Consider the following 14,391-nt stretch of genomic DNA (forward strand, 5'->3'; position numbering starts at 1 on the left):
CGGGGCTTTTCTGCCTGCTTTGGATGCCTTCTGAAGTTATTGGGGCTTGCTATTTGCCCGGAAGGTTTTGGTGTGCCGTATGGTAGTGCTGCCATTCTTGGGCACCACATCAAAAGATACCCGCACGCCCCGCACATGCAGCGGACGGTTTGCTGCCAGGGCCGAGCCTATGTACAACGGTGGCTCAGGTACCGTCGTGTCGCCTACGGCGACAATTTCCTGCCGAATATTTTTGATATCAGCAATGCGGGTGACGGCCGGATTGAACAGGTAGCGCACCGAGGGCACGTCCAGGGTGTAGGTGTAGGGCTGAGTGCCACCAACTTGCTGCCGGGTTAGGACCGTAGGCCGACTCTCCAGAAAGAATACCCCCGGCGCCTCGTTGTACTGGGGCGCCCAACCAACGGTCGTCCCGTTAGCATACCCCGGCAGCGCAACGTTAAAGTTCGTTAGAAGTACGTTGGCATCTGAGTTGAACTTCATTTGAGCGGGTACCTGAACTAGGGCACCCGTGCCGGCATTCTGACTTGGCACTACGCCGCTGAAAACCCGGACACCTGGTTGGAGGCTGAGTGCCTGCTGAGCTTCTGCGGTAGATACCCCCGCCTGCTGCAGGCTAGCCAGGCTTGCGGGGCCCGTTAAGCGCAGCCATACCGGCCCGTCATAAGAGAGGGCGGTACTAAATAGCGTGGGCCGGGTTAGGTCAACTCCTTCCACCTGGAAGCTAACCGGAAGGCGGGTGCCCACCTGAGAAGTACCCAAACGGATTCCGTCTACTTTGCTGCCGTTCAGCTGCCATGTCAGGCTTAGGCTTTCATGGGTAGCCCGCCCAATATTCCGGTCATAAGCCAGCTCTGACTGCACCGCGTACCATACTCTTTCGCCTATCGGCTGCATTTCCAGTGAAGAGGCAAACTGGGCGTTTTGCAAGGGGTCTACTACTGATTGGGCCGCGAAGCTGAGCAGGGGAGAACTGGTGGCTGCGCTGCCTCCTAACTTTGGGGTAGAGGCCAACGCCTGATACGAGCGGGCGCTCTGGGCATCTGTCTGCTGGTAATAATAGCACCGCACCAGGCCGCGGTACTTATTGTAGAGTATGAAAGTAGGGGTGTTAGCCGCGTAGACAGAAGAAAAGTTGTTGTAGAGTAATTCCCAGCCATCGGCCTTCCGATGGTCGTCGCGCAGGTCATCACTAAAAGCCCGAACAGCGGTAGGCGCCCACGGAGCCGGAATGGGCGCGCTGCCGGGCGGGGTTGGCATCACAGTGGCGGCGTCCCAGTCAAACGCATAGTCTGCCGAAGCTGGTTTGGTGGGCGGGGCCGGGGTAAAGGTCAGCGGCACGACGGTGGGCGCGCCAGGGGCCTCGGCTGTTGTCACGCTCAGGGCTGGAGCCTCTGGGTCTTTTGAGCAGGAGCTGAACACGAGCAGCAAGGCTGCGCCAGCCCCGGCAAGTGAGCGACTTGATAAAGCCATAATCGGGTAGAGTAATAAAGGGAAGGTATAGGACCGCCGGATGAGGTGGCTGAAAGTAATTCATAATAGTATAAAAATCCTATCAACGAGTTTACTATTCATCCTAAGACCTTGCAGAATTGGGAGGCTAATCAAGAAAAGCCAAGGCAACAGCACGGTGGCTGGCCGGAAAGACAGGCTACGAAAATAGCCCGAATGTCCGGCAGCAGGAATTTGCCAGGACTGGCGGATGAAAGTAGTGGTAAGCAACCCTTCTTAGCCTACCCTCATCTATGCGGGCAAAACGATATACTGCGTGCCTGATGCGAAACCTTACAGTACTACTCCTGGCTCTGGCTACTACCCCTGCTGCGGCCCAGCAGCTTGCTACCCCACCCTCCACTACTACCCTTTACCGCGCTACTGAGCCCAAAGTCAATGCCCTGGTGCACACCAAGCTGGAAGTGCGCTTCGACTACGCCAAGCGCTACCTCTACGGCCGCGAGTGGGTGACGCTTAAGCCCTACGGCTACGCCACCGACTCGCTCCGCCTCGATGCCAAGGGCATGGATATCAAGTCGGTAGCGCTGATGAGAGGCGGCACGCCGCAGCCCCTGAAGTACCGCTACAACGGGTGGCAGCTGGCGGTGCAGCTGGGGCAGGTGGTGCCGGCCGGCGAGGCCTATACCGTCTACATCGACTATACGGCCAAGCCCGATGAACTGCAGGTGAAGGGCAGCGCCGCCATTGCCGGCGCCAAGGGCCTCTACTTCATCAACCCCGACAGCGCCGTGGCCGGCAAGCCGGTGCAGATCTGGACCCAGGGCGAGACGGAAGCCAACTCGGCCTGGTTTCCCACCATCGACAAGCCCAACCAGAAAACGACTACCGAAATCAGCCTGACGGTGCCCGCCAAGTATGTGACGCTCAGCAATGGGCAGCTGGTGGCGCAGGCAGCGGCCGGCCCCGGCCTGCGCCGCGACACCTGGAAGATGGACCAGCCCCACGCGCCCTACCTGGTTATGCTGGCCGTGGGCGACTTCAAGATCACCAAGGACACGTGGCGCGGCAAGGAAGTCAGTTACTACCTCGAGCCCCAGTACGCAGCTCAGGCCCGCGCTATTTTCGGCAAAACACCCCGGATGCTGGAGTTTTTCTCCCAGCGCCTCGGCGTAGATTTTCCGTGGAGCAAATACGCCCAGGTAGTCGGCCGCGAGTACGTGGCTGGCGCCATGGAAAACACCACGGCTTCCCTGTTTGGAGAGCACGCGCAAGGTACGGCCCGCGAGCTGCTGGACTGGGAGTACACCCTGGTGGAGCGCGAAATTGCCCACGAGCTGTTTCACCACTGGTTTGGCGACTACGTGACCTGCGAAAGCTGGAGCAATCTGACCGTAAATGAGTCGTTTGCCAATTTCAGCGAGGTGCTGTGGGCCGAGCACGAATACGGCCCCGACGCCGGCGCGGCCCAGGCCTACCGCAGCCTGCGCACCTACCTGCGCGGCCCCGGCAACTCCCAGAAGCCGCTCGTGCGCTTCCAGTATGCCGATAAAGAAGATATGTTTGACGGGGTTAGCTACCAGAAAGGGGGTAGCATCCTGAACATGCTGCGGGCCCATTTGGGAGAGGACGTGTTTTTCGCCGGGTTGAAAACCTATTTAACCCGCAACGCCTTCGGCACCGGCGAGGCCCAGCAGCTGCGGCTGGCCCTGGAGGAAGCCTCGGGCCAGGATCTGAACTGGTTTTTCAACCAGTGGTATTACCGCGCCGGTCACCCCATTGTTACCATTGACTACCAGTGGGATGCTGCCCGCCAGCGGCAAGCCGTGGTGGTACGCCAAACCCAGCCCGGCGCGCCCTTTGTGCTGCCGCTTCAGGTGGATGTGTACACCAATGGCCGCGCCCGGCGCTACCCCGCCACCCTGCGCCATGCCGTCGATACGCTGTACTTTCCGGCGCCTACCCGCCCCGAGCTGGTAAACGTAGACGCGCAGAAAACCCTGGTCTGGCAGAAGCAGGACAACAAGCCCCTGGCCGATTTCGCCTACCAGTACCGCCACGCCCCTACTTTCCTCGACCGGCGCGAAGCCCTGGTAGCTGCCCAAACGCAGCTTTCCGACCCCCTGGCCCAGAAAACCCTGGTCATGGGCCTGCAGGATAAGTCGGACGTGCTGCGGGGGCTAGCCATTGAGCAGCTCAACCTCAAAAACGACACGCTTCGCAAAGCCGCTGCCCCCATCCTGGCCCGCCTCGCCACCTCCGACCCGTCGGTGCAGGTGCAGGCGGCGGCGCTGCTGGCTTTGGGCAACCTGAAGCAGAAGCGCTACACCAAGCTGTTTACTAAAGCGCTGGACAGCAAGTCGTACCGGGTACAGGGGGCGGCTCTGCAAGGCTTGGCAGCCTTGCAGCCCACGCAGGCCCTGGCCCGTGCTACCGCTTTCGAGGCCGATAACAAAGGCGCCCTGACGGTGGCGCTGGTGCTGGTGTACGGGCAGGCGGGCAGCCTAGCCCAGTGGCCTTCGGTGCTGGCCAAGTTTGATGCCGCTGACACCAACAACCGCTTCAACATGATGTCCGGCTTCGGCGCCATGCTGGGCCGCCTCGACGACCCCACGGCCCTCACCCAAGGCATCACGCGCATCAAGGATATGGGGGTGCAATTCAAGCCCTACGGAGTAGATACGCCCCTACTTGCGCTACTGCAGCAGATCCGGCAGCAGCAGTCTACCCGCCCGAATGCTGCAGTAGCAGCCACGCTGGTAGCGCAGGCCGCAGCCGAGATTGAAGCTGCGAAGTAGGGGAGGGTGGGTGCCCGGCGCCGCGCCAAGTCAGGCAAATGAGGATATACACCAGCAGACCGCTGGGCTCCCGCCGCAACGGGAGCCCAGCGGTCTGCTGGTGTATGCATGGGCGGCAGCAGGCGTTGCTACCCGTGAGGCCGCGCTAGAAGCTTGAAAGTGGAACCCGAACGAGAAGCTCGGCGCTAGTCTTTTATACCAGGCGGCAGGTGCTGGCTTATGGGAAACATAAGCCGTTGGACTACGTGGCAAACAGGCGGTTGATGCGCGGCTGAAGAACCCGGATGCCGATAGAGGAAAACCACAGCAGAAAGAACTCTCCCAGGCAGTCGGTGAAGGTAACCGGCCGCTGCAGCTCCACTGTTTTCAGGGCTTTGGCTACCCAATACCGGCTGGAGAAAATGCCCGCCATCAACAGCAGATGTACTGGTACAACCAGGCCTGCCAGCGGTGGGGTAAAGAGGTTTCCTTGCACCGCCATGTTCAACACGGCCATAGTCAGCAGGAGGTACAGCGTTGGCACCGCCAGACCCAGCTTCAGCCACCGCGTGGGCAAGAGTGTAGCGTCGGGTAGCAGGGTAGAAGCGGAGTGCCCAGGGCTCAAAGCCAGCTAAACAAGCCACCCATAACTACCAGCGTGCTCATGGTAAGCTCAAGTATAAGCAGCTGCATATCTGGGGTTTGATCGAACAGTGCCAGGTTGCTAAACAGCTGAACCAGAAAGGGCAGGCCAACCCTCAGCATGAACAAGGCCCAGGGTGTAAGATGCACAGAAAAGCGCATAGAAAACAAAGTGAAACAGAACGTAAGGGTAAGGCGCGGGCTTGTGCCTACCTCCGCAGTAGCAACCAACCACTCCGAAAAAGAGTAGGGCAGAACTTCATTGGTAAGTCTGGACCGGTAGGCGGGGTAGGCTACGCGCTACCCCCCGCCTCAGCCGGGAGGCCCCATTAAGCGGCAGTTCGTGCAGCTGCTGCGTGTATATTCACGGGCCACACTATTTAGTATGACGCAGGAACAACTACGCCTCGCAGAAACCAACACACATACACCCTGGAAGAAATTTGGCCCCTACCTCACTGAGCGCCAGTGGGGCACCGTGCGCGAAGACTATAGCCCCGAAGGCAACGCCTGGGACTATATCACCCACGACATGGCTCGTAGCAAGGCCTACCGCTGGGGCGAGGAAGGCCTGGGTGGTATCTCCGATGACCAACAGCTGCTGTGCTTTGCCGTGGCCCTGTGGAACGGCAAAGATGAGATTCTCAAGGAGCGCCTGTTTGGCCTCACCAACGGGCAGGGCAACCACGGCGAAGACGTAAAGGAGCTGTACTACTACCTCGACAGCACGCCTACCCATTCCTACATGCGGATGCTCTATAAGTATCCGCAGCGGGCCTTTCCGTACCGCAAGTTGGTGCGGGAAAATGCCCGCCGCACCCGCCAGGAGCCCGAATACGAGCTGCTCGATACCGGCATCTTCGATAAAGGCCGCTACTTCGATGTGTTCATCGACTATGCCAAGGCCGGCCCCGATGACCTTCTGATTCAGATAACGGTGCACAACCGCGGCCCCAAGCGCGCTTCCCTGCAGGTGCTACCCCAGCTGTGGTTCCGCAACACCTGGAGCTGGGGCTACAACAGCGCCCGGCCCGTAATCCGCGAGCTGGAGCCCGGCACGGCCCTCGCGGAGCATCCCGCGCTGGGTCCCTACCACCTGTACTGCGACCAAGCCCCCCAGCTGCTGTTCTGCGAAAACGACACCAACGGCGCCCGCCTCTACAACCTGCCCGCCGATGGGCTGCACTTCAAAGACGGTATCAACGATTACATCGTGGAGGGCGACCTGGCGGCTATTAATACCGAGCAGCAGGGCACCAAAATGGCCGCCCAGTACTACCTCACGCTGCAACCCGGCCAGTCGCAGAGTGTGCGCCTGCGCCTGCGCCAGCCCGCGTGCCCGGAGCCCTTTCTGGATTTCGACCACATTTTCGCGGCCCGCAAGCGCGACGCCGACGAGTTCTACGACTGCCTCCAGGAAAACCTGCCGCCCAGCCCCGATGCCCGCAACGTGCAGCGCCAGGCCTTTGCCGGCATGCTCTGGAGCAAGCAGTTTTACTACTACGATGTTACCCAGTGGCTCAACGGCGACCCGGCCGTGCTCAACCCGCCGCCTGAGCGCCGCAAGGGCCGCAACCGGCACTGGGGCCACCTGCAAAACCAGGACATCATTTCCATGCCCGACAAGTGGGAATACCCCTGGTATGCGGCCTGGGACCTGGCTTTCCACTGCATTCCGCTGGCGATGGTCGATGCCGAGTTTGCCAAGCAGCAGCTGCGCCTGCTGACCAAAGACTGGTACATGCACCCCAACGGGCAGTTGCCGGCCTACGAGTGGAACTTCTCCGACGTGAACCCGCCCGTGCACGCCTGGGCCACCTGGCGCGTGTACAAGATGGACAAGAAGCTGCGCGGCGACCAGGGCGACACGCCCTTCCTGGAAGCAGTGTTTCACAAGCTGGTCCTCAACTTTACCTGGTGGGTTAACCGCAAGGATAAAAGTGAGCGAAACATCTTCGAGGGCGGCTTTCTGGGGCTGGATAACATTGGGGTATTCGACCGCTCGGCCCCGCTCCCTACGGGGGGCTTCATTGAGCAGTCGGACGGGACGAGCTGGATGGCCATGTTTGCCTTGAATTTGATGCGCATGGCCCTGGAGCTGGCCCGCACCAACCCCGTCTACCAGGAAATGGCCAGCAAATTCTTCGAGCACTTTCTGCACATTGCCGATGCCATGACCCGCGGCGGCGACGGCCTGTTCAACCTCTGGGATGAGGAAGACGGCTTTTACTACGATGTGCTGCACACCCCCGACGAGGAGCGCATCAAGCTGAAAGTGCGCTCCATTGTGGGCCTGATTCCGCTGTTTGCCGTGGAAATCGTGGACCAGCAACTGCTCGACGCCATGCCTGAGTTTACCAAGCGCGCCCGGTGGCTGCTGGAAAGCCGCCCCCACCTGGCGAAGCTGGTGGCCCGCTGGGAAGACCCCGGCAAGGGCGCCCGCCACCTGCTGGGCCTGCTGCGCCGCTCGCGCCTGAAAAAGCTGCTCACCCGCATGCTCGATGAGACGGAGTTCCTCTCTGACTACGGCATCCGGGCCATGTCGCGCTACCACCTGGCGCACCCGTATGTGTTCAGCACCGAGGAGGAGAACTTTGAGGTACACTACGTGCCCGGCGAGGCGGAAAGCAGCATGTTCGGCGGCAACAGCAACTGGCGCGGCCCCATCTGGTTTCCCATCAACTACCTCATCATCGAGTCGTTGCAGCGTTTCCACTTCTATTATGATGAGAAGTTTCAGATTGAATACCCCACCGGCTCGGGAACCATGCTCAACCTGAAACAAGTGGCCGAAGCCCTGGCTGGGCGCTTGGCAAAACTGCTGCTGAAAGACGAAAACGGCCGCCGCCCCGCCTTCGGCGACAACGAGCTGCTGCAAACCGACCCGCACTTCCGCGACTACCTGCTGTTCCACGAGTACTTCCACGGCGATACTGGCCAGGGCCTCGGGGCCAACCACCAAACCGGCTGGACTGGCCTTATCGTGCGCTTGCTGCAGATGCCGGGGTAGTCGATAAGCCAGCCTGTGCCTTGCCCTTTTGCCAAGCCTGACTTAGGCTACAAGGGTAGGGGCAGGCTGGTGTAAACAAAACGCCTGGATGGCTGCTTTAGCAAGTCAGTGTTTTCTAACCATCCGTTCCAGTACATGAGCTACCCCAACGCCGTTTCGCTGACTGCTTCCGACGCCACCCAGTTCAATGCCTATACCGCGTTTCCGACTTCTGAGGGGCCACACGCCGGTATTATTCTGCTCCAGGAGGCCTTCGGCGTGAACGGCCACATCCGCAATGTGGCCGACCGCCTGGCGCAGGCCGGCTACGTAGTAATTGCGCCCGAAGTGTTTCACCGCACGGCCGCGCCCGGCCTGGAAATTCCGTATTCCGACTTTGCCAGCGCCGCACCCCACTACAACGCCATTACCCCGGAGGGTGTAACCGCCGACGTGCAAGCCTGCTACGACTGGCTTCAGACCCAGGACAATGTCACGGAGAAAGTTGGCAGCATAGGCTTCTGCTTAGGTGGGCGGCTGTCGTTTTTGGCCAATGCCGTGTTACCCCTGGCGGCCGGCGTATCCTACTACGGCGGGGGCACTCACCTGCTAAAGGACCGCGCCCCTGACCTGCACGCGCCGCACCTGTTCTTCTGGGGCGGTCTGGATCAGCACATCAGTAAAGACAAGATTGCGGAGGTAGTAGAGGCGGTAGATGCGGCCGGTAAGCCCTACATCAACACCGTAATTTCCTACGCCGACCACGGTTTCCACTGCGACGAGCGGCCCAGCTACCACCCGCAGGCAGCGGCCGAAGCCTGGGCTCTTACGCTGGCTTTCTTCCAGGAAAAGCTGCGTTAAGCTCTGGCGTCTGGGTCGGTAGTTCAGGGTGTACTGTAGGCTGGTGGGGTAGCAAAACCAAGCTGGACCGAAAAGAAAAACGCCCGAAGCTCATTTTTTGAGCTTCGGGCGTTGCGCCGCATAGCGGCATAAACTCTATTTGGTCTTGGCCTGAATAAGCTTCAGTACCTCGGCATTGCCACCTTCCTTGGCGCTGGTTAGCACGTCTTTTCCATCTTTGTCCTTGGCCTTGGGGTTTGCTCCGCTGGCCAGCAGAAACTCCACTACCGGCAGGTGCCCACCGGCGGCGGCGGCCATCAGCGGCGTAGTGTTAAACGAATCCGGCTTGTCAACCTGGGCCTTATTTTTCACCAGGGCCTTTACCACGTCCAGATGGCCATTGCCGGCCGAAATAACCAGGAAAGTAGTCGGGAAGCCGGGCATCATTTCCACCGCAGCATTGGCATCGGCCCCGGCAGCCAACAAGGCATCAACATCGGCAGCCTTATTCTTCATAACGGCGGCGTACACCTTTTGCGTGGGGGTTTGGGCGTACGTAAGGGTAGTAGCGGCGAGAAATAGTGTAAAAAAGAGAAGAAGTTTTTTCATGCCGAGAAATCCAAAGGTGGAGAGAAAGCAAACTCAAATATAGGGATACCGGGCCGGAATCCCCCTTTCTCAGGGCGTACTCCGGCAACCCGGCCGGGTGCTCCGGGCTTAAGGCAGTTGATAAGAAGAAAAAAAGGAGGTATTCAGGAGCTTTAAGCTGAGCCCCTTACCCCAGCAGATTCCTTGGATTAGAGCAGGGTTATGTAGAATCGTTTTAAATAAATTTCGTTTCCTGGAATTCCTGCCCTTACTTTGCTGCGCTTTAGAAACGTTCTAAATAAGTAGCTCGCATGAACACATTGCAACGCCTGGGTTTGGTTTCCACCTTAACAGCCTGTTCCCTTTCTGCTGTCGCACAGCAAGCCGCCTCGATTCGCGGCACCATTACCACCTCCGATGGTCGGCCAGCTGAATCGGTTACGGTTGGGTTGAAAGGGCGCAGCCAGGGGGCTATTACCAACAGCCTGGGGCAGTATGTAATTGAGCGGGTACGCGACGGGCAGTACACAGTAAGTGTGACGGCCGTAGGCTTGAAGTCGGAGGAGCGGGTAGTAACGGTAAGCGGCGGACAGGGCGTAACCCTCGACTTTGCCCTTGCTGAAAACTCGGAGCAATTGAAAGAGGTAGTCGTGAACGGCGCCCGCGTGAACCGCTTCGCCCGCAAGCAGTCGGTGGACGTGAATAAGATGCCCCTAGACAACCTGGAAAACCCGCAGGTGTATGCTACCGTGGGCAAGGAGCTGCTGACCGAGCAACTGGTTTTTTCGGTAGATGATGCGACGCGCAACGCCCCGGGCCTGCAGAAAATGTGGGACGCCACCGGCCGCGGCGGCGACGGCGGCGCCTTCTACGCCGCGCGGGGCTTCGTTACGCAAAGCCAGTTGCGCAACGGCGTGGCCGGCAACGTAACCGGCAACATCGACGCGGTGAACCTGGAGAAGCTGGAAGTCATTAAAGGCCCCTCGGCTACCCTGTTCGGCTCGGCCCTGACCTCGTATGGCGGCTTGATTAACCGCGTCACGAAAAAGCCGCTCGACACCTTCGGCGGCGAGGTAAACCTGGCGGCCGGTAGCTACGGCTTCCACCGCGTGAGTGCCGACGTGAACCTGGTGGACCAGAACACGCCCGCCGACCAGCCCAAAACGCTGGGCTTCCGCCTGAACACGGCCTACACCTACGAGGATAACTTCCAGAACAAGGGCTACACCGGCTTCAACAAGAACCTGGCCGTGGCTCCCAGCCTGCAGTGGCGCCCCTCGGACCGGCTGACGGTGAACCTGGACGCGGAAATCTACAAGGGCCGGGGCACGGGCAACCAGTTCATTTTCCTGTATTTCGCGCCGGCCCAACTGGGCTTTGACCGGGCCGATAAGTCGCCGTTTGATTACCGCCAGTCGTACCAGGGGCCGGGCCTGATTCAGGATTCGCGCAGCACCAACCTGTTCGGGCAGGTGCAGTACAAGATTTCGCCCGCCTTCACGGCCACCACCTACCTGACCAGCAGCAACAGCTACTCGAACGGCAACTCGGCGTACTTCTACCTGACGCCGTCTACTCCGGATTTCCGCAGCCGCCACCCCGAGTTGCCGGCCGCCGACAACTACCTGGTGCGCGCCGACCAATCGACGGACAACAGCCAGCGCCAGCTGTGGGAAGTGCAGCAGCTCTTCAACGGCGACTTCCAGGTGGGTAACATGCGCAACCGCGTGGTGCTGGGCCTGGATTTCCTGCGCATCAACTCGGACGTCAACTTCGTGGGTGCCAACTTCGACACGGTGGCCCTGGCCTCGCCGCGACCCATCCTGGACCGCTTCAACGGCACTAATATGAACGCCGTGTACGCTAGCGGCGGCGGGGGGCGCTACCTGGTCACCACCAAATCGAACACCTACAGCGCCTTCGTGTCGGATGTGCTGAACCTGACCGAGCAGCTAAGCGTGCTGGCTGCCCTGCGCGTGGACCACGTCGACAACAAAGGCGGGCTCTACTACTCGCCCGTAGCGGCCTACAAGCAGACTACTTTTTCGCCGAAGTTCGGGCTGGTGTATCAGCCGGTGAAGGAGCGGGTAAGCGTGTTTGCCAACTACCAGAACAGCTTTAACAACCTGGGCCTCTACCTGGCCGAAGACGGCAGCCGTCCGCTGGCCCGGCCCGAGCGTGCCAACCAGTGGGAAGGTGGGGTGAAACTGGACGCGGCCGGCGGCCGCCTCAGCGCCACGGTGAGCTACTACGACATCCGGGTGCAGGACCGGCTGCGGCTGCTGGGCTACGCGCCCACCACGTTTGAAGCCATCAACGCCCAGGACGCCACCCAGCGTAGCAAAGGCGTGGAAGTTAATTTTACTGCCAACCCGGTGTCTGGCCTGAACGTGGTCGGCGGCTTCTCCTACAACAATTCGAAGTTTGAGGATTCGCCCGAAGACGTGAACGGCCGCCGGCCCAACACCGCTTCCTCGCCCTACCTGGCCAACGCCTGGGTGAGCTACCGCCAGCCCGAGGGCGCGCTGCGCGGCCTGGGCGCGGGCATCGGCGGCAACTACGCCAGCGAAAACCGCGTGCAGAACTCCAGCACCAACGTGTTTACCCTGCCCAGCTATACCATCTTTAACGCCAGCATCTTCTACGACCAGCCCAAATACCGCATTTCGGCCAAGGTAGATAACCTGACCGACCAGCAGTACTGGACCGGCTACACCACCATGAACCCGCAGAAGCTGCGCAGCATTATTGGTAGCGTGGCGTACAAGTTCTAACCTAACCCTTTCACGCTTATGACGGCTAAGCAGCTCGTTGGCAAGCTACACCTCTGGCTCGGACTCGCGTCCGGGCTAGTGGTGTTTATTGTGAGCATCACGGGGGCCATCTTTGTCTTCCAGGATGAAATCCGGGACCTGACCGAGCCCTGGCGCAAGGTGGAGGCCCAGGCCACGGCACCGGTGCTGCCCTCGCGCCTGCAGGCCGCCGCCCTGGCCGCCCACCCCAGTATAGACAGCAAGGACACCTGGGTAACCTACTTCGGGCCCGAGCGCTCGGCTACGGTGTTCTTCACCACCAAAGCCGGGGCGCCTACGCAGGTGTACCTGAACCCCTACACCGCCGAGGTGCTGCACGAGCACGACCTGCGCACCCACTTCTTTGCGGTTGTGCAGGAAATCCACATGACCTTGCTGCTGCCCGAGCCGGTAGCCAAATGGGTAGTGGGCGGGGCCGTTATGATTTTCGTGGTGATGCTTATTACCGGCGTGGTGCTGTGGTGGCCCAAGCGCAAGCAGGAGCGCAAGCAGCGCTTCACCATTAAGTGGGGTGCCCGGTGGCGGCGCGTGAACTACGATTTGCACAACGTGCTGGGCTTTTACGCCGCCAGCATTGGGCTGATACTGGCCCTGACAGGTCTGCTCATGATTTTTCCTTCGGTGCTGACCCCCATTGCGTACGTGGCCAACGGCGGCAAGACCTACCCCCAGGACCTGATAACGGCCAAAGTAGACACGCTACAGCCCGTAGCCGCGGCCGCGCAGCCCGTCCGCGACGTTATCTACCAGACCGCCCGCCGCCGCTCGCCTCAGGCTGAAATGATTCTGCTAGGGCCCACTGGCACCGGCAAAGCGCCCGCCTACTGCTGGACTTACCGCAAGGCCCTGCACTACTACTACCGCGACGACTACGCCTTCCACCCGGTTTCGGGCCAGGAACTGCAGGCAAGCTTCCACGACACGAAAAGCGCCGGCACCAAGCTGACCGACATGAACTACGACATCCATACCGGCCAGATTCTGGGTTTCGGGGGGAAGCTGGTAGCCTTCCTGGCCAGCCTGATTTCAGCCAGCCTGCCCGTAACTGGCACCATCATCTGGTGGGGCCGGCGCAACAAAACCAAAAAGCCCCGTCCCCAGAAGCTACAGGTGCAGGTTGCCTAAGAAAGCCGGAGGTAGCAAACTGCCGTCGTAATGATAATAAGCAAAAAGCCGGGCCCAGGGGCCCGGCTTTTTGCTTGGTGTGAAAACCAAAACGTCTGCCATCCTGCCTAAGCCGGTACAGTCTCGGTGGCTGCTCTACCCATGCTCTGGGCCATCATGCTGGCCAGAATGATTTGCAGAGCGTGGTAGAGCATAAGGGGGAGCAAAATAAGGCCCGTAGCGGCAGTAGCCGGGAATAGCAGACTGGCCATGACGCTGCCGTGCACCAACGACTTCTTGGAGCCGCAGAACAGGGCCGTAATCCGGTCTTCGCGCGAGAAGCCCAGTACCCGGCTCAGACCCCACACCAGTCCGAAAATGGCCAGGTACAGCCCTACCATGCCCAGCGCCAGCAGAGCAATATCCTGGGCGGCGTAGCTGCGGAAAATGCCCTCGGCAAACGACTCGCAGAACGCCGTGAAGACAATCAGCAGAATCACTACCTGGTCGGAGATGCGCAGAGTGCCTTTGTGCTGCTCGGCGAAAGCACCAAAGCGGCGGTTGAGCAGCACGCCCGCCACCACCGGCAAAATTACCTGCCAGGTCAGGCTCACGGCCAGGCCCCACAGGTGGCCGCCGTCGGCGGAAGTGTGCAGGAACAGGCTGGTCCAGAGTGGGGTGAGGAAGATGCCGAGCAGGCTGCTAATGCTGGCGTTGAAGATGGCGGCCGGCAGGTTGCCCCGCGCAATGCTCACCATCACGACGGAGGTAGAAACCGTGCTGGGCAGCGTACACAGAAAGAAAATGCTCTGCCAAAGCTGTTCCCCCTTGAGCCCCGCAAACAAGGGCCGCGCCACTAGCGCCAGCAGCGGAAATGCCACAAACGTAATCAACTGCACCACTACGTGCAGGCGCCAGTTGCGCAGGCCCGCCTTCAGCTTATCGAGGCTCAGGCGCAGGCCGTAGAAGAAAAAGATAAGCGCCACGCCCGCAGTAGTAACGGCTTTCCACGGAATCGGGCTGGCCTTGCTACCCACGCCTGGAATGAGGTAGGCCAGTGCCACTGCTCCAATCAGGCCGAGCAGAAACCAGTCGAGCAGGCCTGCCCGGCGGAGCAGGGCAACTACACGGTTTTCGGCGGGACGGGGCGGGACGGCAGAAACGGGAGGCTGGCTCATGGAACGGC

The 14,391-nt window shown here is 60.4% G+C and carries 9 protein-coding genes; 5 read left to right on the forward strand and 4 right to left on the reverse strand.

Going from position 1 to position 14,391, the window contains the following annotated elements:
- Window positions 1–36 precede the first annotated feature (36 nt).
- Window positions 37–1,473, reverse strand: coding sequence for a hypothetical protein (locus K3G63_RS01980; protein WP_220612415.1), 1,437 nt, complete (start codon window positions 1,471–1,473; stop codon window positions 37–39).
- Between the two features lie 302 nt (window positions 1,474–1,775).
- Between K3G63_RS01980 and K3G63_RS01985 the strand changes: the two genes are divergently transcribed.
- Window positions 1,776–4,250, forward strand: coding sequence for a M1 family aminopeptidase (locus tag K3G63_RS01985; protein ID WP_220612416.1), 2,475 nt, complete (start codon window positions 1,776–1,778; stop codon window positions 4,248–4,250).
- Window positions 4,251–4,491: 241 nt separating this feature from the next.
- On the opposite strand, the gene K3G63_RS01990 is transcribed toward K3G63_RS01985, so the two are convergent.
- A complete protein-coding gene (locus tag K3G63_RS01990; RefSeq protein ID WP_220612417.1) occupies window positions 4,492–4,806 on the reverse strand; it encodes a hypothetical protein in 315 nt (104 codons plus the stop codon).
- Window positions 4,807–5,256: 450 nt separating this feature from the next.
- Here K3G63_RS01990 and K3G63_RS01995 point away from each other — a divergent pair, with 450 nt between their 5' ends.
- Window positions 5,257–7,881, forward strand: a complete 2,625-nt coding sequence (locus K3G63_RS01995) for an MGH1-like glycoside hydrolase domain-containing protein (RefSeq protein ID WP_220612418.1) — start codon at window positions 5,257–5,259, stop codon at window positions 7,879–7,881.
- 135 nt (window positions 7,882–8,016) lie between these two features.
- Window positions 8,017–8,721 (forward strand): dienelactone hydrolase family protein, encoded by a 705-nt coding sequence (locus tag K3G63_RS02000; RefSeq protein ID WP_220612419.1) that lies wholly within the window; start codon window positions 8,017–8,019, stop codon window positions 8,719–8,721.
- A 135-nt stretch (window positions 8,722–8,856) separates the two neighbouring features.
- Here K3G63_RS02000 and K3G63_RS02005 read toward each other — a convergent pair whose 3' ends face one another.
- Entirely contained in the window at window positions 8,857–9,309 is a 453-nt protein-coding gene (locus K3G63_RS02005; RefSeq protein WP_220612420.1) for an ankyrin repeat domain-containing protein, read from the reverse strand.
- Between the two features lie 290 nt (window positions 9,310–9,599).
- On the opposite strand from K3G63_RS02005, the gene K3G63_RS02010 reads away from it, so the two are divergent.
- Both K3G63_RS02010 and K3G63_RS02015 read left to right on the forward strand, forming a co-directional pair.
- A complete protein-coding gene (locus K3G63_RS02010; protein WP_220612421.1) occupies window positions 9,600–12,062 on the forward strand; it encodes a TonB-dependent receptor in 2,463 nt (820 codons plus the stop codon).
- Window positions 12,063–12,080: 18 nt separating this feature from the next.
- The gene (locus tag K3G63_RS02015) at window positions 12,081–13,226 is read left to right on the forward strand and encodes a PepSY domain-containing protein (RefSeq protein WP_220612422.1); all 1,146 of its coding nucleotides are present in this window, start codon (window positions 12,081–12,083) and stop codon (window positions 13,224–13,226) included.
- 107 nt (window positions 13,227–13,333) lie between these two features.
- Here the strand turns inward: K3G63_RS02015 and K3G63_RS02020 are convergent, their stop codons facing one another.
- Entirely contained in the window at window positions 13,334–14,383 is a 1,050-nt protein-coding gene (locus K3G63_RS02020; protein WP_220612423.1) for a bile acid:sodium symporter family protein, read from the reverse strand.
- Window positions 14,384–14,391 lie beyond the last annotated feature (8 nt).

It is taken from the genome of Hymenobacter sp. HSC-4F20 (genome assembly GCF_019599275.1).
Taxonomy (GTDB): domain Bacteria; phylum Bacteroidota; class Bacteroidia; order Cytophagales; family Hymenobacteraceae; genus Hymenobacter.

Excerpts from the sequence above, each read along its gene's own strand:
- K3G63_RS02005 (WP_220612420.1), bottom strand. The coding sequence starts at position 9,309 with ATGAAAAAACTTCTTCTCTTTTTTACACTATTTCTCGCCGCTACTACC.
- K3G63_RS02015 (WP_220612422.1), top strand. The coding sequence starts at position 12,081 with ATGACGGCTAAGCAGCTCGTTGGCAAGCTACACCTCTGGCTCGGACTC.
- K3G63_RS02000 (WP_220612419.1), top strand. The coding sequence starts at position 8,017 with ATGAGCTACCCCAACGCCGTTTCGCTGACTGCTTCCGACGCCACCCAG.
- K3G63_RS01980 (WP_220612415.1), bottom strand. The coding sequence starts at position 1,473 with ATGGCTTTATCAAGTCGCTCACTTGCCGGGGCTGGCGCAGCCTTGCTG.
- K3G63_RS01985 (WP_220612416.1), top strand. The coding sequence starts at position 1,776 with ATGCGAAACCTTACAGTACTACTCCTGGCTCTGGCTACTACCCCTGCT.
- K3G63_RS02020 (WP_220612423.1), bottom strand. The coding sequence starts at position 14,383 with ATGAGCCAGCCTCCCGTTTCTGCCGTCCCGCCCCGTCCCGCCGAAAAC.
- K3G63_RS01995 (WP_220612418.1), top strand. The coding sequence starts at position 5,257 with ATGACGCAGGAACAACTACGCCTCGCAGAAACCAACACACATACACCC.
- K3G63_RS02010 (WP_220612421.1), top strand. The coding sequence starts at position 9,600 with ATGAACACATTGCAACGCCTGGGTTTGGTTTCCACCTTAACAGCCTGT.